Below are 22244 nucleotides of genomic sequence, written 5' to 3' on the forward strand. Positions count from 1 at the left end.
TTTGATGTGGATCAATAATAGTGACAGTTAATAAGTTTATCGTATAGGCTGAAATCCAATAATACCATGGAGGAAGGTTATGAAAGCTGCAGTAAATAAAGAGTACAAAGGTAAATTAACTATCGAAGATATCCCATGCCCAGAGGTGGGAATTAACGATGTGCTAGTTAAAATTGCCGCATGTGGGGTGTGCCACACAGATTTACATGCTTGTCATGGAGATTGGCCAGTCAAACCTAAAATGCCATTAGTACCTGGCCATGAAGGGGTAGGTACTATCGAAAAAGTAGGCGCAAACATTAAACACTTATCAGTAGGCGACCGTGTCGGTGTTCCTTGGTTATATAGCGCCTGTGGCCATTGCGAGTTTTGTTTAGAAGGTAAAGAAACCTTATGCCTTGAGCAGCACAACACTGGGTATTCAGTTGATGGAGGTTACGCCGAGTACTGTGTAGCCCATGGCGATTACGTGGTTAAAATTCCTGAAGGATTAGGTTTTTCAGAAGCCGCACCATTATTCTGTGCGGGGGTTACAACCTATAAAGCGCTTAAAGTGACTGATGCCAAAGCGGGTGATTGGGTGGCAATTGTCGGTGTTGGCGGCCTAGGCCATTTAGCGGTGCAATACGCGAAAGCAATGGGCTTTAATGTAATTGCCGTTGATACCGGCGAGAGCAAGTTGGCACTTGCCAAAGAGCTTGGCGCAGACATCACCATAGACTTTATGAAGCAAGTGCCTTCAGAAACCATTTTTGAACAAGTGGGCGGCGCACATGGCGTTGTGTGTACGGCAGTATCAAAACCCGGTTTTGAGCAAGCTTATAAAAGCGTGCGCCGTGGCGGTAAATGCGTGCTTGTAGGTTTACCACCCGAAGATATGCCATTGCCAATTTTTGATACCGTATTAAATGGTGTGTCTGTTGTAGGCTCTATCGTTGGTACGCGCAAAGACTTACAAGAATGCCTAGACTTTGCTGCTAAAGGTAAAGTTAAAGCCATTATTGAAGAAAAACGCCTAGAAGATATCAACGATATTTTTGACGACATGCTAAAAGGCGATATCACAGGCCGAATCGTGATGACGCTTTAAGCTGAGTCAGTTAATGCTGTCAGGTTTGGTTGAGTGACTCAATTGAATCTGGCAGTTTTTCATATGATAAAAAGCAGGTACAGTAACTCTTTATTACCTTAATACGTGTTTAGGCGAATTTTTCAAAAGAGCGAACTTCGGCCGTTCACAATTGCATTTCTATTTCGTTAAAGTTTATTATTGCATAGTCAGAAAACGATCCTACCGTTCATTATTATCCTAGGACAAAAGCTAGAACCACTGCATTTTAGTAGTATTGGCAATTAGTTAAGAAGTTTGTTAAAAATAGTCTAATAAGAAAAACGAGCTACGCTGTTGTAGAAAAATGCGCGATTAGCTCGCTATAAACATATTAGGTTTCCCTTGATGACTGAGAAAATTGCGATGTTTTATGTTGTAGCTTTTACGGTGCTGCTCGTTTTGAATATCTTCTATAAGAGTATTCCCAGTCAAATTGCTTTCATTTGGTTTGGACCAGTTCCTAAAGATGGAGAATACCTTTCCGCATTTAAAGCTAGAAAAATAAAGTATGCTCTAAGTTGGCTCTTCCAATTCATATACGCTTTTGCAATTATATATCTGCTAGCAAAAATGTTTCCTTGGCTCGAGAAAGAAGTTACCTTTCTTATGTTTATATTTGCTGCAATCATTGGTTGTGGTATGGCTGTTTTAGCTTCTGTAGGATTTGTAGTCTCGTATGTTAAAACTAAATTATTAGGCCCAGAACGTCAGTTTGAAATTATTGAAGAAGAATTAGATGAAGAAGATTGGTAAACCTAACAAGCCAAATCAACGGGACAACTTTAAACTAGCTCCCGTTGCTTCGCTACTTATTTAGCCAGCTTAAAAGTTGCACCTGCTTGGGGCGATAAGCATCAGAACTTGAGAGATCATGGATTTACTTAAACTTATAAAATCAAAATCTAGCTCATTTTCAGGAACTCAATCACAACAAGGCCTGGATGCTGTAATCCATCATATTGAAATTGCAGAGCTTCATTTTGAGCAGGGGCGTGAAAATGGGGAGCACCTGTTTACCGATGTTATTTATAGGTCTAATCAGGCTTTTGAAGGTGCGCTGAAAGAAGCTTATCGCGTCCTAAACTCTTCAGATCCAGCCAGAAAAACTCCGTTTCAAATTGAACAGTATTTTGAAAGTAGTAACGTGCTAAAAGAGCGTGTTCTGAATCAATTCACTAATTATCGAACTGAATGGCGAAATAAATCGACTCACGATTATCAGCTATTCTTCTCTTCACAAGAAGCTTTATTGGCGATCGTGAGCGTCTCAGCATTTTTCAACATTCTTCTTGATCAAATGCTAGAAAAACACGCTTATGAGATGGAAAAGGCTAGATTGAGCCACCTTTCTAAATCGGTATTCTCTGATGTTGATAATTATGAAAGTTTAGGGTTTATGCAGCAATGTATTGAATTACTGACTCATTTTTCCGCAGAGCTTAGTCAAGAGTTGGATGGCATGGAATCACCTAGAGAGTATGAGTTATTAGGAAAGCTATCAGGGTTCATTTCGGCAGCTGATCCAGAGATAAAAATAGCAACGGAAAAAGCGATTGACCATGCGTCTGGGAAGTTGCGTCTTGATCTTCTACTGGAAAAAGGTGAATCCTCAGTGATTGTAGAAATGAAAAGGCCATCTATAGAATGGAAGCGAAGAGCTCGTGAGGGCCTAGAGCAGCTTCGTCACTATCTGATCGCTACAAAGTTGGTTCATGGCATTGTATTTGTTCCCTCAATTAATAAGGGAGCTAAGCTCGAAATTACTGAGCGTACGCTTGAAGCGCCACATGGTGATCTGCACACAGTCATGATCGGCGCTCCGACAATGCTTAACAAAAAAATGCAGCCGACGCAGTGACCTGCGTAGCTGATTTAGGAGCTACCCTATAGAAATTTCTATCTAAAATTTACCTGATACAGTCGACGTTCTAACATACATTTTTCCAAAAACAAGCCACTACTCAAACTCGCTTTCACTAAACAAAACAAAAAAGCGCGGCTTACTTAAGCCGCGCTTTTTGCTCTTATTTCACAATTAAAGTGTGTAGCTAAAGGTTAATTTAGCATTACGCTCTTCACCTGACATACCGCCTAAGAACATTACTAACTAGAAAAAATATTATTAAGATCTTCGTCAATAAAGACACCAGTCAAATTATTAGTTTCTACAGTAGATTTAAACTCATCTGTACAATACAAACGAGAACCACCGGTAAACTTGCTTTTAAAGACAGGCTTATTCTTTACATCGTCATTGACAAAAGCAATCTTAGTATAATCTAGCGGGTAACCATCTAAATATTCACGCTCACATTTAGCTTCATCTTCTTGTCCAAATGTACGCAAGTTAAAAATTACAATTGGTTCACCATCAGCCTTTGTTTCAATGAACTCCCCTAAAGGAGTTAACAAGTCTTTTAAAACTTCATAGGCATTCATTCGAAGAGCAATAAATCCATCCATGATGCTGATATCATGGTTATCTTCTAAGTACTCAGGTAAAAAAGATAGCTCATACCCTTCAGGCCAATACTCCAATAAAGAGTCATTATTCATATGTATATCAAGTAAGAACATGCAAGCATCTTGATTGGATGGCAACTTAGGTTGTATTTTATCTGCGAATGAAAGTATATCCCACTCAACCATGTCGTAAGAATTAGTTACAGGCTTTAATGAAAACAGTTTCATGATTTGCCATCCCATTTAACATTTTTGGGTAACATAACGTTGGCTGGCATCATATGATTTTTAATTTTTATTTTCACGCCACGTAATGCATTTATAAAATCAAGTTTATTTACTTTGGTTCTTAAACTAGTAGACACCCAAACTTCGTAATTATGGCGGTGTAGCCTTCTGTGTGAAACAGTATCAGGTGTAGCCCAATCATCTGATTTGTTTTTTTCAAAGTTTCTCAGCCATACCCCATTTGTCGGATCATTAATACCAATACCGAATGAGTGCATTCTTAAACGAGCGGCATATGTAAGGCGCTGCAAATAGCGGCCCTTACCACACACAATATGATGAGCTTCATGATTTGAAGTTGGTTTTGGCTCGCCTGCTGCTCGCAGAAACTTTGCAAGTTTTTCAGTTGGGTGATGATCTTCTTCTGCTAACTCCTTAACAGAAGAACTTTCACTTTCAGATCGGTAAGACTCTAAACTTTGTTGTGCGATAAGCAAATACTCTAAACGTTTGCGTTCTTTTTGTAAGTGTTCGTAATCTCTTTGAAGCTTTTCTTTAGACGCAGCAGATTTACGGCGTTTATCGTCATAGTGTCTTTTGGCCAGTAATTCATAATTATAAATAGCCATTTCTAAAGGGGTTGGGTTACTTGGTCGATCTGGCATAGGGTATTGCTGTAGTGGGTTCATCCTTAAATCCTTAAATTATCCATTTATGAGCGTGTAAAATAGCAAATAGAATTTTGCGGTGCAATTTTAAACGTGGCATATCCAACTCGCGAAACCAGTTAGTAGAAGAAACGCATTCATTTTTAAATGGGGCGTTGCACTAAAACAAAAAAAGCGCGGCTTAACTAAGCCGCGCTTTTGCTCTTATTTCACAATTAAAGTGTGTAGCTAAAGGTTAATTTAGCATTACGCTCTTCTCCTGGCATACCGCCTAAGAACATGGCTTTTGAGTAATAGGTTTTGTTAAACAAGTTATTTAGGTTTAACTGTAGTTTCCAATCATCTGTTTGGTATTGAATTGCAGCGTCGTACACCGTGTAGCTTGGTACGTAGCCATCAGGTATACCAAACGAGGTTGAATGAGTGCTGCGGTCATCAACATATTGCACGCCTGCGCTAATTGTCAGTGGCTCGGCTAAATCAAACCATTTAGCGTCATAGCTTAACCAGCTGCTTGCTGTTACATAAGGCACACCTTTTTGGCGAGTATCGAAAGATGATGAGTTAGGGTTTTTCTTATCGCGAGCGTCTTGATACACCGCGTTTACGTTAAGTTTCCATTGCTCGTTTATATCGGCATTTAAATCAAGCTCAACGCCTTTGGTTTGCTCTTCACCATCGTAAAAGCTCTTTGGTACTGATGGATCAGACACACCGGCTTCGTAATCTGGGTTGGCATACTCAAGGTTTGTACGGGCACTATCAAATATCACAAGTGAGGCTAGTAGTTGATCTTCAAAGGCTTTTACACGCATACCAATGTCGTTACTGACAGACTCGGCGTCATCGCGGTCAGCTTCGTTACCCGATACACTACCAAGTACGCTGTAAGCTGTACGGCCTTTAGAGTGGTTTATAAAGAACGAAATATCATCGCTAAGTTTGTAGGTTGCACCTAGGTTGTAGGTCATACCGCTGTCTGATGTATCTGCTTCTGGCGTTGGCTCGGCGGCACTGGCGCGGTAGCGCGCATCTACACCAAAATGTTCGTAGCTTTGTTTAATACGGTTAAACGCAACACCTACACGGGTAGTGAATGTGTCGTGAATATAGGCAACATGTTGAATACCCACACCCCAAGCTTGAACCTTTTTATTGTAATCGCTGGTTTTTAGCGGATCGTAATCAAAAAAGCTGCCTTCGCCCCAGTTCGGGTTACGAATATCAAAAATGTAAGGTAATTGACCTTGGTAAATAACCTCACCATCTTTGTTTTTAATGACCTGATCAGCATCGTAAATTGAATATTGTTTAAAACGAATATCGCGGTCTTCGTAGTTGGCGTTTACCAGTAGTTCGTTATCAATACCGGCAAAGCTAAAGTCATAACGCAAGTCAGCAAAGTATTGCCATGATTTTTCGTTTGCTTCTACTTGGCGGTATTCTTGGCGACGCGCGGCAAATGGGTAAAGTACGTCATCAACCACTAAAGGAGCACGCGGATCAGCATTGATCACGCCATTACGGTTCCAATAAACATAGTTATAAGCACCCGTTTGGCGGGCAAAGCTCGATTCGTAATTACGGTATTGTAGTTGCTGATTTAAAAATAAATTATCAGTGATGAAGTAGTTATGGGTTAACTTAAAGCGTAGCTCTTCGCCTTCGTTATCATTTGCCATTGGCGAGATTATACCGTTATGACCAAAGGTGTAAGGCGTTAGGCCATCATTTGCTGCCAGTGAGTCTGCTAATTGTTGGCGTTGCTGTTCGGTTAGTTGCAGGCCTTTTGCCGTTGCATCGTTAATTAAATCGGCAGCGGTTACTTCACCTGCGGTTTTACCATTCACTGAGTCGCTGTTAAAAATACGAATAGGGTGGCCAATTGAATCAACGGCAATGGCATCTTTGATATAAGCGGCAGAAATCATGATGTCTTGTTTGTCGCTTAATACGTATTTTAATGCGCCATAAATTTCATCGCGGTCGTCTTTTAAGTCGCGGTAGCCATCGCTGCGAGCGGTTTTTGCGTTAACGCGATAAGCAATGTTGTCGGTTAATGCCGCTGTGCTATCAAAGCCTAATGAGTAACTATCCCATTGACCAAGCTCTGCATTAACGGTGTGTTTTTCAGTGAATTGTGGTTTCTTTTCAATAAGGTTGATAACACCGCCTGCGCTACCCATACCATATAAACCCGTTGCAGGGCCTTTAAGTACTTCTACAGATTCAACATTGGTCATTGAGCGTGTAGGGTTAAAGGTGTTACCTAGGCCTGCACCGCCGTACATGCCATCGTAAGTATAGTTTGCACCTAAACCGCGGATCACTAAGTTATCGCCAATACCGTAGTTATTACCGGCTTGGGTTACACCACTGATGTTACGCACTAAGTCTTGTAAGTTTGTTGCGCCTTGCGAGTTGATAAGTTCTTGATCAACAACTACAACCGGGGCTGGCGTTTCCATTAGGGTCATATTTGATTTAGTGGCAAGGCCCGAATCAAGTACTACACGGTTTTGTTTGTCGTAAACGGTGATACGTTCAACTGACTCTAAATCGTTGGCGTTTGCATTGAATGCGCTTAAGCAGGCTAGGGCTAAAATTGAGTATTTATGTGTCGTCATTATAGGTAAACTGTCGAAATTTTTCGGCAATGATAATGCGAGCTATTTTCATTTCAAGTTTTATTTATCTGTTTTGGGTAATTTCTTTATTTAGATACAAGTTGCTAACAACTGGTTTTATGGTTGGTAATTTTGTTCACGATATAGATACAAGTGAGGGTTGCTGGCTCCACTCATGCAAAGCCAGCATAATAGCTTATTTAAAAACCTTGCCGTCTTTCATAACAAATTGTACATCTTCAAGTACTGCAATGTTTTCAAGCGGGTTGCCTTTAACGGCGATAATATCGGCTAAGAAACCGCTTTTGATTTGCCCAAGTTGATCATCCATTTTTAGCAGTTTAGCACTATTGATGGTGGCAGACTGCAATGCTTGCAGTGGTGTCATACCAAATTCAACCATACGCGAAAACTGCTTCGCGTTATCGCCATGAGGGTAAATTGCTGCATCGGTACCAAATACCATGTTTACGCCTGCTTTTACTGCACGGCTAAAGCTATCGCGTTGCTTTTTAGATACTTGGCGTTCTTTATTGAGGTTTTCTTCTGCAACCCCGTTTTGTTCCCCAAAGGCAAGCGTGTACTCAGTGTTGTAAATATCCATTGAGAACCAAGTGCCGTGTTTTTTGGCAAGTTTAATGGCTTCGTCATCAACAAAACTAACGTGCTCAACACTGTCTACACCGGCAACAATGGCTGCTTTAATACCACTGGTACCGTGCGCATGGGCTGCCACGGTTAGGCCACGTAAATGAGCTTCGTCAACAATGGCGTTCATTTCGTCTTGGCTATATTGTTGAATACCGACTTTTGTGCCTTTTGAAAATACCCCGCCTGTAGCGCAAAACTTAATGGCATTGGCACCGTACTTAATGTTTTCACGCACTTTAGCGCGCACAGCCCATGGGCCATCAGCAACGCCCTCGGCGGTGTATTTCATTTCTGGTGGTAAACGGTTGTTATCGCAGTGACCGCCAGTAACACCTAAAGACGGGCCAGCCGCCCAGATACGTGGGCCAACAATATCGCCTGCGTTAATGCCATCGCGTACTGCAATCACACTGTAGCCTTCTGCGCCTAAGTTACGCAGCGTTGTAAAACCTGCATACAGTGTTTTTTCGGCAAAGTGTGCCGCTTTAATTGCTTTACGCGGAATCGATTGACCAATTCGCTCACTGCGCGGCACGGTAGGATCGCTCGTTAAATGCACATGCATATCCATTAAACCCGGCACCAAAGTCAGTTCTAATAATTGAATATGCTTATCGCCGTCTTTTAAGTTTGGCTGTTTATTGCTTTGTACAGCTGTAATTTGACCGTTATCTATACTAATAAGTGGTGATTTAATCAGTTTACCTGAATTTACATCTACCATGGCTTTTGCCGATAAGTAGGTGGTTGCGTAGGTATTTAAAGAGGTTAGGCAAGCTAGGCCTAGGCTAATAGCAAGAGCTGTCTTTTTCATTTTTATTCAAAATTGGTAAGTCGAGCCGCCACTCTAGCAATCAGCTTGCAAAGTGTAAATAAACTGCGATAAGTTGCAGCGATACTTGCTAAATAGGGAACTAAACCCTCATAATTTACGCGTACTTAATATAAGGGCAGGGAAAGAATGAAAAACGTAAAACTAGCACTACTTAGTTCGGCAGTGATGTTTGCATTACTTGGTTGTAATGAATCAACGCCAAGCAACGAAAAACCAACTCAAGAAGTGAGCAAACAAGCACCAAGCGCAACGTCAGCCACAGAGCAACTTGATACATTACTAGCAGACTACTTTGAAGCAGGCTTAAAGTTTAATCCAATTGGTGGTACTTACATTGGCCGTAGCGAATATAACGACCAATTTATTGCACCTATTAGTAAAGCAAACCGCGATGAGCAGCTTAACTTTGTTAAAGAATACAAGAACAAACTAGCAAATATCGACAAAGCGCAATTAAAGGGTCAGTCATTATTGAGCTACGAAATTCTAGCCCGCGATTTAGACCTTGCGATTGAAGGCGCTCAGTTTCCAAGTTACTTAATGCCAATTAACCAAATGGGTGGGGCACATAATACCTTTGCTGCATTAGGTTCTGGGCAAAGCGCACAACCTTTTAACACGGTTGAAGATTATCAAGCATTTGAAAAACGTGCTGACGGTTTCATCGCTTGGTTAGACAGTGTTGAACAATCAATGCGCCAAGGCATTAAAGACAAGGTGGTTCTTCCTAAACCGCTTGCTGAAAAACTATTACCACAATTTCAAACTCATATCGTAGAAAAACCAGAAGAGTCATTATTCTGGGGGCCAATTGCTCAGTTACCTGAGTCTTTCAGCGACAAACAAAAAGCACAGCTAACAAGCGCGTACACGGCAATGATCAGCGAGCGTTTAGTGCCTGCGTATCAAAAAATGGCTGACTTTTTAGCGAATGAATACATTCCAAATGCCCGTGAAAGCATTGGTTACAGCGACCTACCAAATGGTAAAGCGTGGTATGAGTACCAAATTAAACAGCATACAACGCTGAGCTTAAACGCCGATGAAATTCATGACATTGGCTTAAGCGAAGTATCGCGCATCTTATCTGAGATGAAAAAAGTCAAAGAGACAGTCGGTTTTGAAGGCGATTTAAAAGCGTTTTTTGAACACCTAAGAACCTCAGATGAGTTTTACTACGATACGCCAGAAGAGTTAATTGCCGCGTACGAAGCTGTAAAAGAAAAGATTGATGCTAAGCTGCCGCAAATGTTCGATATTGCGCCAAAAGCGCCATACGTTGTTAAAGCAGTTGAAGACTTCCGCGCTGAATCTGCTGCGGGTGCATCTTACCAGTCGCCAGCACCAGATGGCTCCCGCCCAGGTATTTTCTATATTAATACCTTTAACCTAAAAGCACAGCCTAAGTTTTTGCTTGAAACCTTGTCTATTCACGAAGCCGCACCGGGTCACCACTTTCAAATTGCCTTGCAACAAGAAATTGAAGGACTACCGCTGTTTCGTAAATTTGGTGGCTACACGGTATTTGCAGAAGGTTGGGCATTGTATGCAGAAAGTTTAGGTAAAGAGCTTGGCTTATTTACCGACCCTTACATGTGGTATGGCCGTTTATCAGATGAGCAATTACGTGCAATGCGCTTAGTGCTTGATACTGGTTTCCACGCAAAAGGTTGGACACGTCAACAAGGTATTGATTACATGTTGGCTAACTCATCAATGGCCGAAAGCGACATTATTGCCGAAGTTGAGCGTTACATTGCATGGCCGGGCCAAGCGCTGTCGTACAAGTTAGGTCAGTTCAAAATTCAAGAACTACGTGACTACGCTAGCAAAGAGCTAGGCGATAAGTTCGACATTAAAGCTTTCCATACGCAAGTTCTGATTGATGGCGCATTACCTATGCCAATTCTTGAAGAAAAAATTAAGCGTTGGGTTAACGAGCAAAAGTAAAATACCCAAACCACCTCAAGGTGCGAGTTTCAGTTGGAATTAAAAGCGATTTAGGCAAGGCATTGATTGCAAGTAATAGTGGTTCTATTGTTAAAATCAATAACGCAGTATAAATCACTTTTAAACCAACCCTTTGGGCGCTTCACAGGCACTTACTCTCATCGTTGTTACTTCTTAAAAGGGAATGCCATTCTTGCAAAGTAACGCCTAGATATTAAGGCACCTGTGAAACGCTGAATTCTGCATCTTGAGATGGCTTGGGTATCGCCCAAACACGCTAAACTTTGCGCGCATGCTGGCTTTACGCTAGAATGCGCGCTGTTTAGGGGCTTTGAGTAATACCATGTTAGAAGATCAATTTTGGCTTAAGCGCTCGCTTGAGCAAATGTCACAACCCGAATGGGAAGCTATTTGTGACGGCTGTGGTAAATGTTGTTTAAACACATTTATCGACAGTGAAGACGAAGATGAATTTACCGCAACGGATCAACTTCGCGAGGGTGAAGAACTCATTTTCACTAATATCGTTTGCCAATACCTAGACAACGACACCTGTGGGTGTAGCGAATATGCGAACCGCCAAACCTTGGTGCCTTCATGTGTTAAGCTCACTAAAGAAAACCTCAAAGATATCTTTTTTATGCCGCAAAGCTGTAGCTACCGTCGCCTTTACGAAGGCCGTGGCCTTGCGTCTTGGCACCCGTTACTAAACGGTGGCAGTAAAGATTTAATGCATGAGCTGGGTATTTCTGTGCGTGACAAAACAGTGAAAGACTGTGACGTAGACCTAGATGACTTTGACCTTTACGTGGCCGAGTGGCCAACCAGAGACATTGATTAATGAGCGCCCTTAAAGCAAGCATTGGCCTGTTAAACCCAAAAAGCCCAACCAATGTGGGTGGGGTATTACGTGCCGCGGGTTGTTACAATGCCAAGCAGGTGTTTTTTACTGGTAGCCGCTATTTACGCGCTAATAAGTACCATACTGATACCAAAAATGTGCTTGAGCATATTCCACTTACGCAAGTTGAAAGCCTAGAGCAAGCTAAGCCTGAAGGTGCCACAACGGTGGTGATTGAGCTTGTTGAAGGTGCAACGCCACTGCCTGAATTTAAGCACCCTGAAAATGCATTTTATGTATTTGGCCCAGAAGATGGCTCGGTCAGTAAAGACGTGCTGAAATGGTGTGATGAAGTAGTGTATGTGCCAACCATAGGCTGTATGAACCTAGCCGCAACCTGCAATGTTGTGCTTTACGACCGACTAGCCAAACTCGGTGGTATTGAGAGTTCAAACGACACCATTTGCAATAGTCGAGACACCAACAACTCACTTAAATGGCAACAAAAAAAGAGCGCTAAATAGCGCTCTTTTTAGATTCAAACTCAAAACTACTTTTTAGTAATTTGTACGTTACTTTCAAGGCCAATGCCGTTGTCGGTAATGTCTGTGGCAAAATACACACCTACAGGTTGGTCGCGTAGGGAATCAAGCTCAGCCATTTCTTCATCACTTAATTGACCCGTTGCAGCAATCGTATCAAGCAAAGGTAATAAGATTTTTTGTACGTCGAATGCCATGTTCACAAAGCCATTTTTAGTAACACTTTGCGACTCTAAAGTCTCGGCAATCTGCGCTGACTTATCACCCGTAAAAATCACAATATGATTGCCTTTAAGGGCCATTTTTATATCAAAGTTAAGTGGCACAGGCGATGGAATGTATTCATTGATCAGTACGGCATCACCATTGGCTGGTAGTTTTATGTTAGCAAGCGGCGGCACAAAACCTTGCGCAATTGAATACAAGCCATGGGCATCAGTAGCCGATAAGGTAACGATGGCATCAAGTTTGTCTATTTGTGGGCCATTGTAGTCATCGATAGTAAATGCAGCGTCTTGAACGCTCACACTCATACCTTGTACGCCATTAGCAAAGCCCGACATCATAGCAAGGCCAGCGGTGCTTACTTCTTGCATTTCATTTTGTAGTGCGACAATTGGGCCACAGTTAAACTCAGCTGACTTAATTGCACCCGTTAATGTATTGGCTAGTGGCAGTACTTTTGCTACATCAATACCATAAGCAACACTCATCATTTGCCCGTCAAGCCCGGTGGTGTGTTTTGGTACAAAGCCACGCACGGCTTGTAGGGTATTTAGTAAGTCTTGATCTGTGCTTTGCAGTACTGCTTTTACGTCAAAGTCGGCGTAGTCGGTGGTAATACGGGTTTTTGTTGTGCCTGATACAGTCGCAGGCCATTTAGCGGCAATGGCTGCAATGTCATCTTGACACTCAGGTGTTGAAATCGCTGCTAATGCATTCGCTTGCTGGGCTTTATCAAGTAGCTCTTTGAGCATCTGGTGTAAGCGAGAGTCTTCTTTGCCTGTTATAGCATTGGCGATACGTTGATGATCAACAAAGCCAACCGAGTTGCCATCAAGCGAGAAAGTTTTAATTAGCTCAGGTAGCTTTTTAGTCTCAGCCAGTGATTGAGCCGGTTTTTCTACGCCAAGGGCAATACGTAAATCTTGATCATTAGAAAGCGCAGTGGTCAGCGTTAAGGTAGCCCAATTGTTGTGCGTTGATGCAATTAGGTTGAAGTTATCTAAGCCTTCAAGTTCAATGGTAAAGCGCGTGTAACTTACGCCTTCAAGGCTTTCAGTTGTATACGCAATACCTGCTTCATCAGCAGATTGCTTAATGCTATTGATAATGCTGCTTTGATCAGCGACCTGAAAACGTACAATCGGCATTAAACCTTGCGCATACATCATGCCTTTGTAGTCATCACCAAAGCCCCAAATCGATTTGAAGGCGTCGTAAGAGCTCAGTGATTGTTGGTATTTTTCCATCAGTGATGCAAGGAATAGGGCATTCTTATCATCAACTGTTTTAAGCTCAGCAATAATGGGCGTTAAATCGCTCGTGCCTTTCATTGCATCTGGCATAAGCGCAAAGTATTTGCTGTACGGAAACGGTTTAAGTTGACCATAAAAAACCGCCGTATCGGCAGGTACGTAGGCAAGCTCAGGTAAATCTACCTCAACACTGGCTTTATTTTGTGAGTACAACAACGCACCTGCAACAATCGCAATTGCGCCCCCAGCAAGAAGCTTATTATTCATAGGATGAATTCCTTTTACTTTAATTAGTTAAAAAACATACCATGAAATAGAAACAAATTACTAGCGGGCTAACGACTAAAACTGATAGCTCACGCTTATTTGCGGGCCGTGGGTAAATGTATCATAACTAAAGAAGTTTTTATTTCCGCGTTGGCCTGTTTGGTAATCTACATACGTGGTTTTATAGCTCATACCTAGATCCCAATGTGGGTTTATTTGATACACCGCACCTAATTTAAAGCTGCCAGTCAATTTAGCGTTTAAGTTAAAACCACCGAGATCCCCTGCGGTTGTTAACTGCCAATGTTCGCTTAATTGTTTGTTCAAGTGAAAGCCAAAAATGAGGTCAATCCAATCTTCATCTCTGTCGACCACGGACACTTGCGACATAAAGTTAGGGTCAAGGTCGAATTCGTAGGTGTTATCCCAACGACGAATACCCACATAGTTAACCCAATCACCCATCGAAGGGCTAGAAAAACGGTACGCAACACTTAATTCGAGCACGGCTTGGCGCACCCGGGCACTGAGCACGCCAAGTTTTGGGGCGTTATGAGATTTACTTAAATCCATATAACCCCAGTCAGCAATAAAACCCCAGTTTGATTGATGATATCCCTCAAGATGGAGCATAAATGCGCTGTCGAGGTTGTTTAAAATGGTATCAAATTCGACTTCAAGGGGGGCTTCTATAGTGCCAATTGCCGAGCTGCCATCAATCGCAGTGGCCATTAAATAAGGCTCTACAGAAAATTGCCATTGGTCGGCATAAACAGTTGGTGAGGCGAATACTAAACCGAAAGATAAAATCGTTAACATACGAGGTTGTTTTAAAGTGAGCATTATTAAATCCTTTTAAGTAAATCACAGTATTAATTATAGAAACGCTGGGCTTTTTTGCATTGATTTGATGATGAAATATTTTCGTTTTGTTATTCAACGCAAAGCACAGTTTTAATCTTTCAGCTATGTCATATTTTAATAACAATAATAACGACATGGAGTAGATGTTTTGCAGGTAACTCATTTTTTTAAAAGCGCTACAGCGATTGCTATGACCGCCATTTTAGCTGGCTGTAGTGTTAAACCTTTGCCACTTGATCCAAGCGTTGGTGATACAGGTCAGCCATTATCGGCAGTTGCACTAAAAAGCGATGTGCAATTTTACGACTTATCACTTGAAGTGTTTCCTGATGATAAACGCATTAAAGGCGTGTCGAAAACGCAGTTTAAAATGCTATCTGCAAGCCAATTTGTTGAACTAAAACTTGATAGCCGATTTTTAATCACTGCCATAACCTCTGACGATAAAACACTTAACTATACCCGCAATGCAGGTCTGCTAAATATCGATTTAGGTAAGCAATACGCTGCGGGCAGCACAGTGAGTGTTGCGGTAGCCTATGAGGGCAACCCCCATATTGCTAAAAACGCCCCTTGGGATGGCGGGTTTGTATTTGCTGAAACCGAAAGCGGCGAGCCGTGGATAGCTACCGCAGTGCAGGGCGAAGGCTGTGATTTATTCTGGCCATGTAAAGATCATTTTGCTGACAAAGCCGATAGCATGCGCATAAGGCTCACAGTACCAAATGGTTTAAGTGCGGTAACCAACGGGGTATTGCAAAGCGTAAAACCAGTCGGTGCACACAAACAACAATTTGATTGGCTGCTATCTGTGCCTGCAAGCGACTATAACATTGCTCTGAACATAGGCCCGTATCAACGTATTGAGCGCAGTTATACCAGTATTAATGGCACTGAGGTTCCGATTGAATTTTGGGCACTTACTAAACACACACAGCAAGCGTCGATGCTAATAGAGCAGGATTTACGTTCTCAAGTCGCGTTTTTTGAGCGCTTTTTAGGGCCTTACCCATGGGGGAATGACAAACTGGGCTTTGTTGAAACACCGCATTTAGGTATGGAACATCAAACTATCAATGCCTATGGTAAAAAATATAAGCGTGATGCAGGCGGATATGATTGGTTATTACAGCATGAGTTAGCTCATGAGTGGTTTGGTAATTTAATGACCCATGAAAAACTCAACGATGCATGGCTACACGAAGGCTTTGGCAGTTACATGCAGCCAAGTTATAGCTTGTATAAATTCGGTGAAGCGGCCTATAACCACAGCATGTATAAGTCGTATTTAGGGCTGAAAAACTGTAAAGCCATTGTTCTTGATGGCGATATAACCTCAGATCAAGCATTCAACCCTGATATTTATGGCAAAGGCAGTTGGACTTTACATACCTTACGCTGGTTGATTGGTGATGAGTTATTTTGGCAAGCCACCCGTGAGCTGCTTTATGGGGTGAACGACACCAAGCAATTGGCTTATCCAATTTCACCGCGATATCGAAATACCGATGAGTTTATTGCTATTGTTAACCGCTTAACGGCGAAAGATTATAGCTGGCTGTTTGATGTGTATTTAAAACAGGCTCAATTACCGGAACTTGATGTTATTCAATCAGCTAACAGCTTGACGCTGAAATGGAACAAAAACTCTTTGCAAGGTAAGCCATTCCCTATGCCAGTTCCGGTGCAAATAAACGGCTCGTTGCAAACTTATTCTGTTGAAAATGGCGAGATTAGCATTGCTTTAAAAGCGGGGGATCATGTGGTGATCGATCCAAACATGAAGGTGTTTAGGTATTTACCAATTATCGATAAATGTAAAGCTGAGCAATAGCGAATAAGCCCGGCATTTATTACTAATGCTGGGCTTATTACTCAACCTAAACAAAGCTCTAGGCTAAATCGGCTGCGCTTGGTAAAGACGCAAATGCACCATAGCGGCTTACTGCAAAAGCGCCAGCTTTAGCTGCATAAGCAATGGTTTGTTCGATATTCTCTGGCGTTTGGCAAAACGCTTTAAAGCTTTGTTTGTTTTCACAGTGCTGACCAATCTTTGACAGCATGCCGCCAATAAACGCATCACCTGCAGCTGTGGTATCAACCACTTTTGTCGCTGGTGGGCTAACTTGGCCTTTAAAGTCTGCGTGATAAAGCTGATTGCTTCGCCGCCATTGGTAACCAGCAAACAGGTTACACCGGCCTTTAAAATGGCATCGATAGTATGCTCAAGTGACATTTCTTGATGGCTTCTTTGATTTAAAAACTCAAGCTCTTCAAATGAGAGTTTAACGATATCTGCCAATGAAATAACATGCCACATTCTATCGAGTGTATGGCGCATACTTGGCCATAGGTTTTCGCGCAGATTCATATCAAAGCTACAAATTGCACCGGCTTTTTTCGCCTGCGTTAAACCATAAATTGTGGTTTGATAGATGTTGTGCTCAGTCAAACTGTTGCTGCATACATGCATGATGGCGTGATTTGCAAACATTGCATGGTCGAAATCGTCTACACGATACAGTAAATCAGCGGCTGGTGGGCGATAAAAACTAAACGAGCGTTCGCCACTGTCATCAAGTGATACAAACGCCAGCGCTGTTTTCGCGGCATCGGTGAATGTACAGTACTGGGTGTTTACCGCATGCTGGTCAAGTTCTTGTTTAATAAAGTGACCGAACATATCATCGCCTAACATGCCGCAAAAGCTGGTGTTTAGGCCTAGTTTTGCTGCTGCAACAGCCACATTAGCAGGTGCGCCGCCTGCGTATTTAGTAAATGACTCTGGTTGTTTACCATCTGATAAAAAGTCGATTAATGCTTCGCCAAAACACACTAAACTCATTATGCATTCCTCAAGGTTAAGGTTCTTAATACTTCGTAGCAGGCACCCATAGTATGGTAGTCGGTTTTACCTGCTGGCGATTTTTCGTCACTGTATGGTTGGTTTTGTGCTGATAAAATGCGATACCACGCACCATATTGGTGATCTACCATATGTTGCCAACTGTATTGCCAAATTTTTTCGTACCATTGCCAATAGCTTTCGTCATGTGTAGCATCAGCGAGTAGGGCCGCTGCGGCTAATGATTCGGCTTGCACCCAAAAGTATTTATCGCTATCACAAATTTGTTTATCTGGTGCAAAGCCATAGAAAATGCCCCCATGTTGCTGATCCCACGCGATGCTTAGGGTTTCATCAAACAGGCTTTTAGCACGCGTTACCAGCCAAGGTTCATCAATATGGCGGTTTAAAATAAGTAACAGTTTTGCCCACTCAGTTTGATGCCCGGGTTGAAATCCCCAAGGTCTAAATAAATGCTGCGGGTCATCTTTGTTGTAATCTAAATCGATTTGCCAATTTTTAGCGTAGTGCTCCCAGACAAACTGTTGGCTCTGTGCTGCCAGTTTTACCGTAAAAGTTTCGGCAAGTTGTTTGGCACGTTTTAAATAACGGGTCTCGTTGGTTGCTTCAAAACACATGAGTAAGGCTTCGCATAAATGCATATTGGCATTTTGGCCACGATAGTCATCTGCACAGCTAAAATCGGCATTTTGCTCATCTAAATAGGCATTATGCTGGGGTTCAAAGTAGTGCTGCTCTAATAAATCCCAAACCTGAGAAATTGTATTTTTGCAGTCGTTTACCCCTGCTTTTAAGGCTACTGCGTTTGCAAGCATAACAAAGGCAAGCCCGTAACAATGGTTAGTATCGTCTAACACAGTGACTGCGCCGTTATCTTCTTGCTTAATAAGCCAAGCATAACCACCAGATGCTTGCTTATGCGCATGTTCAAGGTGGGCTAAACCATGTTTAGTTAGGCTTAAATATTCTGGCTCTTTGAATTCGATGTATGCCATCGCATAGTTAAATACAAAGCGGGTACTCGAAACTAAATGGCGAGTGTGTTTATCGTAAATCGCGCCATTATTTTTAAAGAACTGATAAAAGCCCGCTAAGCCATGAGCTGAATGGTCAACACAATGGGGGTGATAAAAAGCAAGGGTATCTTGGATATGCTGCTTAAGAAAATCAGGGCTTTTAAAGTCAACTGTTGCCATGGTCAATCAATAAATCTGTGTACATTTAGCAACTATAGCAGGAAATAAAAATATTGGAACGTTCCTAGTAAATCTTTGTGCTATTTTTACTTCAATGTGTAGAATCAAAGGTAACTTGTTAACGGAGTGAAAACCACGTGAGTGAAATAAATACAAACCAATCGTTTGTCGCCGATGGTTCGCAGCAAAATAAAAACTACCTGCTACCACTGACGGCAATGACAACCCTGTTCTTTTTATGGGGTTTCATTACAGTTTTAAATGACGTGTTGATCCCGCGCTTAAAAGGGGTATTCGATTTAACCTATACAGAGGCAATGCTGGTTCAGTTTTGTTTCTTTGGTGCTTACTTTATTGTTTCGCTACCAGCGGGCATGTTGGTTAAAAAACTGGGCTATAAAAATGGTGTGCTAACAGGCTTAGTCGTGGCATCAATTGGCTGTATGTTATTTTACCCAGCAGTTGTTGTGCATGAATATTGGTTATTCTTAGGTGCGTTATTTGTTTTAGCATCAGGTATTACCGTACTACAGGTATCTGCTAACCCGTATGTTGTGGCGTTAGGTCCTGAAAAAACGGCGTCGTCACGTTTAAATTTAGCTCAAGCACTTAACTCACTTGGTACTACAGTTGGACCATATGTGGGTGGTATTTTATTCTTCGGTACAGCGGGCACACTAGCTGCCAACGCGGCCACTGCTGAATCTGTAAAAGTGCCATACCTCATGCTTGCAGCAGCACTACTGACCATTGCTGTGGTATTTGCCTTCTTTAAATTACCGGTTATTTCTGAGCACTCAGAAGAGCAAGACTGCAAAGCGAAAGGCCACAGCCTAGCTGAAGCGCCTCATTTAATGATGGGTGTTGTAGGTATCTTCTGTTATGTAGGTGCAGAGGTTTCAATTGGTAGCTTCTTAGTAAACTACTTTGGTGAAGCACACATTGCTGGCCTTGAAGAGCATGCGGCTGCAAGCCTAATTGCTTATTACTGGGGCGGTGCAATGGTGGGTCGTTTCATTGGCTCTGCAGCACTGCAAAAGATTGCGCCTTCAAAAGCGTTATTCTTTAATGCCATGATGGTAATTGTATTACTGTTAGTGACTATTTTCACTGAAGGTAATGTTGCGCTTTACTCAGTACTTGCGATTGGTTTATTTAACTCAATCATGTTCCCAACGATTTTCTCAGTTGCAATCGAAAGCTTAGGATCACTGACCAGTAAAGGGTCGGGTTGGTTATGTTTAGCAATCGTGGGTGGTGCATTAGTACCGTTAGTGCAAGGTGTGGTTGCAGATACTGTTAGTATTCAACAAAGCTTCTTTGTACCAGTGATTTGTTATGCATTTATCGCTTGGTACGGCTTAAACGTTGTTCGCTTAGCTGATAGCTGGAAAAAACGCATCGGCTAACAATTACGATTAATAAAACCCCGCACTGAGTTGCGGGGTTTTTTTGTGCCATTTTTTGCTAGAGCCAACAAAACTTGATGACAAAATGATTTAATGAATACGTATTCAGGGGCGGTTAAAGTAGTTATTTGTAGGAACGTTCCAAGCTTGTTTTTACTGTTATTTATTAAAGGCGACTTAAGAAGTTGAATGTGCTGCCGTTAACAAAGTAATTGATTTTCAAAGAAAGCGTACTTTAATAAAAGGAACGTTTTTCTAGTTTTAGCTTAATTTTATAAGACAAAGAGCTTTAAATTTGTTAAATATAAAGAGGCTAACAACGAAAAAAATAACAAACAGGTTTGTCATGCAAAGCACTCTTAAATTTACCACCAAGGTAACTGTGGCTGCATCACTGGTTTTAGTGATAGTGCTCGGTTTATTCACGATTAATAACTTCATCTCTATGCGCAGCCAAACGCAGGAGCAGCTCTCGCTCGTTCTTCAAGAGATTTCTCAGTCAGTGTCGCAAAACATAGCTAACTGGTTAAATGCTAAATTAGCGATTGTTTCGTCTGTTGCTGATACCTATCAACTTGGCGATAGCAAAGAGCTTACGCTCACACAGCTCAATACTGCTGACAAAGCCGGTGGTTTTAAAAACACCTACATCGGTATCACTGACGGCACCTTTGTATTGAATGACCAATCGGTTGTTTTACCACCGGATTACGATGCTACAACACGGCCGTGGTACAAACTTGTAGAAAACAAAACGAACACAGCCTTTACAGCGCCTTATATTGATGTAACCACCAATGAACTAACTATTTCGGCCGTAGCGCCAATGCAAGCCAACGGTGTGTTTAGCGGTGTTGCGGGTGCTGACATCGACATGAAAACCATAACTAAAATCGTCAACGAAATTGACTTCTTAGGGTTTGGTTATGGCTTTTTACTAGATAGTGAAGGCCGTATTTTAAGCCACCCAGAAACTAAATTTAATGACAAAAACATGCGTGATTTATTCGGCAAGAGCCTGTCGTTACAATCTGAGTTTGTAGAAGTACAAGTGGGTGGTTTAGACAAATTAGTGTCATTCACCAAAATCAAAGGAATTCAAAACGTTGATTGGTATTTAGGTGTGGTGATCAACGAAGAAATTGCTTATTCATCGGTTGCCTCATTTAGAAATATGGCGGCTATTTACATGCTAATGGGTATTGTCGCGATTGTATTAATGATGCAATTTTTGCTTCGTTATTTAATGCGCCCAATGCAGCGCTTAAACGATGCGATTAAAGATATTGCAGAGGGAGAGGGTGATTTAACCCGTCGTCTTGAGGTTGAAAATAATGATGAGTTTGGCGAGCTAAGCCATTACTTTAATGCGTTCATCGAGAAAATTCATACATCAATTGAACAAGTTAAAAATACCACCGTTGAGCTTGAGCGTTTAGTTGAGAGTTTAGTTAACCAAACTCAAGGCACATTAGCCATGTATGCTGATCAAACAAAGCGTACAGATAACGTTGCCACAGCTATTAACGAGCTGACATCAAGCGCGGTAGAAATCTCAAACAGTGCAAGTCATGCGTCAACGTTAGCAACGAGTGCGAATAGCCAATCATTACAAAGCCAATCTGCATTAGCTGATAACTTAACAGCAATTAATGCCTTGTCTCGCAATATGGAGCAGGCACAAAAAACCATTAATAGTTTAGATGCGCACACTGTAAGCATCGGCCAAATACTTGAAGTGATCAAAGGTGTTAGTGAGCAAACTAACTTACTAGCCCTTAATGCAGCTATTGAGGCGGCCCGTGCGGGTGAAGCAGGTCGTGGCTTTGCGGTTGTAGCAGATGAAGTACGTCAACTTGCGCACCGTACCCAGCAATCAACACAAGAAATCGAAGACACTATTTCTCAGTTACAACAAGGCTCTGCGTCTGCGGTTGAGGTAATGACAACCAGTATTCGCGATAGTGAAAAGAGTGTTGAACAAGCTCATATAGCGGGCGAAAAAATGGCTGAGGTTACCCGTGCTATTGAGTCAATCGATGAGGTGAACCACAGTGTTGCAAATGCCACAACTGAGCAAAACCAAGTAATTCAAAGCTTAGACAGTGACATACATTCAATTAGTGAGCTGTCTACTCAAGGTCAAAGTAATCTTAATAACACCTTGAGCGAGTGCACTAAATTAAAAGCCCAGTTCTATGAGCTTGAAAAATTGGTACTTAAATTTAAAGTTTAGTTGTTAAGAGAC

General features: G+C 41.9%; 16 protein-coding genes and 1 pseudogene. 9 read left to right on the top strand and 8 right to left on the bottom strand.

Going from position 1 to position 22244, the window contains the following annotated elements; all coding sequences use genetic code 11:
- The first annotated feature begins 79 nt into the window (after positions 1-79).
- The 3 genes from adhP to C2M25_RS19030 all read left to right on the top strand — a co-directional run bounded on the left by adhP (position 80) and on the right by C2M25_RS19030 (position 2969).
- Positions 80-1090 carry an alcohol dehydrogenase AdhP gene (adhP, locus tag C2M25_RS19020; protein ID WP_054552054.1) on the top strand — a complete coding sequence of 337 codons (1011 nt, stop codon included), beginning with the start codon at positions 80-82 and terminating at the stop codon, positions 1088-1090.
- Between the two features lie 366 nt (positions 1091-1456).
- Complete coding sequence (locus tag C2M25_RS19025; RefSeq protein WP_105181885.1) at positions 1457-1864, top strand: hypothetical protein; 408 nt, start codon at positions 1457-1459, stop codon at positions 1862-1864.
- A 118-nt stretch (positions 1865-1982) separates the two neighbouring features.
- Positions 1983-2969 (top strand): hypothetical protein, encoded by a 987-nt coding sequence (locus C2M25_RS19030; RefSeq protein WP_105181886.1) that lies wholly within the window; start codon positions 1983-1985, stop codon positions 2967-2969.
- 245 nt (positions 2970-3214) lie between these two features.
- Here the strand turns inward: C2M25_RS19030 and C2M25_RS19035 are convergent, their stop codons facing one another.
- From C2M25_RS19035 to C2M25_RS19050, 4 genes are all read right to left on the bottom strand, one after another.
- Positions 3215-3802 carry a hypothetical protein gene (locus tag C2M25_RS19035; RefSeq protein ID WP_105181887.1) on the bottom strand — a complete coding sequence of 196 codons (588 nt, stop codon included), beginning with the start codon at positions 3800-3802 and terminating at the stop codon, positions 3215-3217.
- On the bottom strand, positions 3799-4491 hold the full coding sequence (locus tag C2M25_RS19040; RefSeq protein WP_105181888.1) for an AHH domain-containing protein: 693 nt from the start codon (positions 4489-4491) through the stop codon (positions 3799-3801). The genes C2M25_RS19035 and C2M25_RS19040 overlap by 4 nt, the downstream gene beginning before the upstream one ends.
- A gap of 194 nt (positions 4492-4685) precedes the next feature.
- Positions 4686-7097 carry a TonB-dependent receptor gene (locus C2M25_RS19045; RefSeq protein ID WP_105181889.1) on the bottom strand — a complete coding sequence of 804 codons (2412 nt, stop codon included), beginning with the start codon at positions 7095-7097 and terminating at the stop codon, positions 4686-4688.
- A 196-nt stretch (positions 7098-7293) separates the two neighbouring features.
- Positions 7294-8562 (bottom strand): Xaa-Pro dipeptidase, encoded by a 1269-nt coding sequence (locus C2M25_RS19050; protein WP_105181890.1) that lies wholly within the window; start codon positions 8560-8562, stop codon positions 7294-7296.
- 147 nt (positions 8563-8709) lie between these two features.
- Between C2M25_RS19050 and C2M25_RS19055 the strand changes: the two genes are divergently transcribed.
- From C2M25_RS19055 to C2M25_RS19065, 3 genes are all read left to right on the top strand, one after another.
- On the top strand, positions 8710-10533 hold the full coding sequence (locus C2M25_RS19055) for a DUF885 domain-containing protein (RefSeq protein WP_105181891.1): 1824 nt from the start codon (positions 8710-8712) through the stop codon (positions 10531-10533).
- A 343-nt stretch (positions 10534-10876) separates the two neighbouring features.
- The gene (locus tag C2M25_RS19060) at positions 10877-11374 is read left to right on the top strand and encodes a YcgN family cysteine cluster protein (protein WP_105173481.1); all 498 of its coding nucleotides are present in this window, start codon (positions 10877-10879) and stop codon (positions 11372-11374) included.
- Positions 11374-11898 carry an RNA methyltransferase gene (locus C2M25_RS19065; protein ID WP_054552060.1) on the top strand — a complete coding sequence of 175 codons (525 nt, stop codon included), beginning with the start codon at positions 11374-11376 and terminating at the stop codon, positions 11896-11898. The genes C2M25_RS19060 and C2M25_RS19065 overlap by 1 nt, the downstream gene beginning before the upstream one ends.
- A 26-nt stretch (positions 11899-11924) precedes the next feature.
- Here C2M25_RS19065 and C2M25_RS19070 read toward each other — a convergent pair whose 3' ends face one another.
- Both C2M25_RS19070 and C2M25_RS19075 read right to left on the bottom strand, forming a co-directional pair.
- Positions 11925-13661: a hypothetical protein gene (locus tag C2M25_RS19070; RefSeq protein WP_105181892.1), complete on the bottom strand. Its 1737-nt coding sequence runs from the start codon at positions 13659-13661 to the stop codon at positions 11925-11927.
- Positions 13662-13736: 75 nt separating this feature from the next.
- Positions 13737-14504, bottom strand: a complete 768-nt coding sequence (locus C2M25_RS19075; protein WP_105181893.1) for a hypothetical protein — start codon at positions 14502-14504, stop codon at positions 13737-13739.
- A 211-nt stretch (positions 14505-14715) separates the two neighbouring features.
- Between C2M25_RS19075 and C2M25_RS19080 the strand changes: the two genes are divergently transcribed.
- Positions 14716-16359 (top strand): M1 family metallopeptidase, encoded by a 1644-nt coding sequence (locus C2M25_RS19080; RefSeq protein ID WP_105181930.1) that lies wholly within the window; start codon positions 14716-14718, stop codon positions 16357-16359.
- A gap of 58 nt (positions 16360-16417) precedes the next feature.
- Here the strand turns inward: C2M25_RS19080 and C2M25_RS19085 are convergent.
- Positions 16418-17370, bottom strand: a pseudogene (locus C2M25_RS19085) (carbohydrate kinase family protein).
- A complete protein-coding gene (locus tag C2M25_RS19090; RefSeq protein WP_063707397.1) occupies positions 17370-18587 on the bottom strand; it encodes an AGE family epimerase/isomerase in 1218 nt (405 codons plus the stop codon). The pseudogene C2M25_RS19085 and the gene C2M25_RS19090 overlap by 1 nt, the downstream one beginning before the upstream one ends.
- A 137-nt stretch (positions 18588-18724) precedes the next feature.
- Here C2M25_RS19090 and C2M25_RS19095 point away from each other — a divergent pair, with 137 nt between their 5' ends.
- Both C2M25_RS19095 and C2M25_RS19100 read left to right on the top strand, forming a co-directional pair.
- Positions 18725-19996, top strand: coding sequence for a sugar MFS transporter (locus C2M25_RS19095; RefSeq protein WP_063707394.1), 1272 nt, complete (start codon positions 18725-18727; stop codon positions 19994-19996).
- Between the two features lie 346 nt (positions 19997-20342).
- Positions 20343-22232, top strand: a complete 1890-nt coding sequence (locus C2M25_RS19100; protein ID WP_105181894.1) for a methyl-accepting chemotaxis protein — start codon at positions 20343-20345, stop codon at positions 22230-22232.
- Positions 22233-22244: the final 12 nt, after the last annotated feature.

It is taken from the genome of Pseudoalteromonas sp. T1lg21, from assembly GCF_002964625.1.
GTDB lineage: Bacteria > Pseudomonadota > Gammaproteobacteria > Enterobacterales > Alteromonadaceae > Pseudoalteromonas > Pseudoalteromonas gelatinilytica.

Excerpts from the sequence above, each read along its gene's own strand:
- adhP (WP_054552054.1), top strand. The coding sequence starts at position 80 with ATGAAAGCTGCAGTAAATAAAGAGTACAAAGGTAAATTAACTATCGAA.
- C2M25_RS19025 (WP_105181885.1), top strand. The coding sequence starts at position 1,457 with ATGACTGAGAAAATTGCGATGTTTTATGTTGTAGCTTTTACGGTGCTG.
- C2M25_RS19030 (WP_105181886.1), top strand. The coding sequence starts at position 1,983 with ATGGATTTACTTAAACTTATAAAATCAAAATCTAGCTCATTTTCAGGA.
- C2M25_RS19035 (WP_105181887.1), bottom strand. The coding sequence starts at position 3,802 with ATGAAACTGTTTTCATTAAAGCCTGTAACTAATTCTTACGACATGGTT.
- C2M25_RS19040 (WP_105181888.1), bottom strand. The coding sequence starts at position 4,491 with ATGAACCCACTACAGCAATACCCTATGCCAGATCGACCAAGTAACCCA.
- C2M25_RS19045 (WP_105181889.1), bottom strand. The coding sequence starts at position 7,097 with ATGACGACACATAAATACTCAATTTTAGCCCTAGCCTGCTTAAGCGCA.
- C2M25_RS19050 (WP_105181890.1), bottom strand. The coding sequence starts at position 8,562 with ATGAAAAAGACAGCTCTTGCTATTAGCCTAGGCCTAGCTTGCCTAACC.
- C2M25_RS19055 (WP_105181891.1), top strand. The coding sequence starts at position 8,710 with ATGAAAAACGTAAAACTAGCACTACTTAGTTCGGCAGTGATGTTTGCA.
- C2M25_RS19060 (WP_105173481.1), top strand. The coding sequence starts at position 10,877 with ATGTTAGAAGATCAATTTTGGCTTAAGCGCTCGCTTGAGCAAATGTCA.
- C2M25_RS19065 (WP_054552060.1), top strand. The coding sequence starts at position 11,374 with ATGAGCGCCCTTAAAGCAAGCATTGGCCTGTTAAACCCAAAAAGCCCA.
- C2M25_RS19070 (WP_105181892.1), bottom strand. The coding sequence starts at position 13,661 with ATGAATAATAAGCTTCTTGCTGGGGGCGCAATTGCGATTGTTGCAGGT.
- C2M25_RS19075 (WP_105181893.1), bottom strand. The coding sequence starts at position 14,504 with ATGCTCACTTTAAAACAACCTCGTATGTTAACGATTTTATCTTTCGGT.
- C2M25_RS19080 (WP_105181930.1), top strand. The coding sequence starts at position 14,716 with ATGACCGCCATTTTAGCTGGCTGTAGTGTTAAACCTTTGCCACTTGAT.
- C2M25_RS19090 (WP_063707397.1), bottom strand. The coding sequence starts at position 18,587 with ATGGCAACAGTTGACTTTAAAAGCCCTGATTTTCTTAAGCAGCATATC.
- C2M25_RS19100 (WP_105181894.1), top strand. The coding sequence starts at position 20,343 with ATGCAAAGCACTCTTAAATTTACCACCAAGGTAACTGTGGCTGCATCA.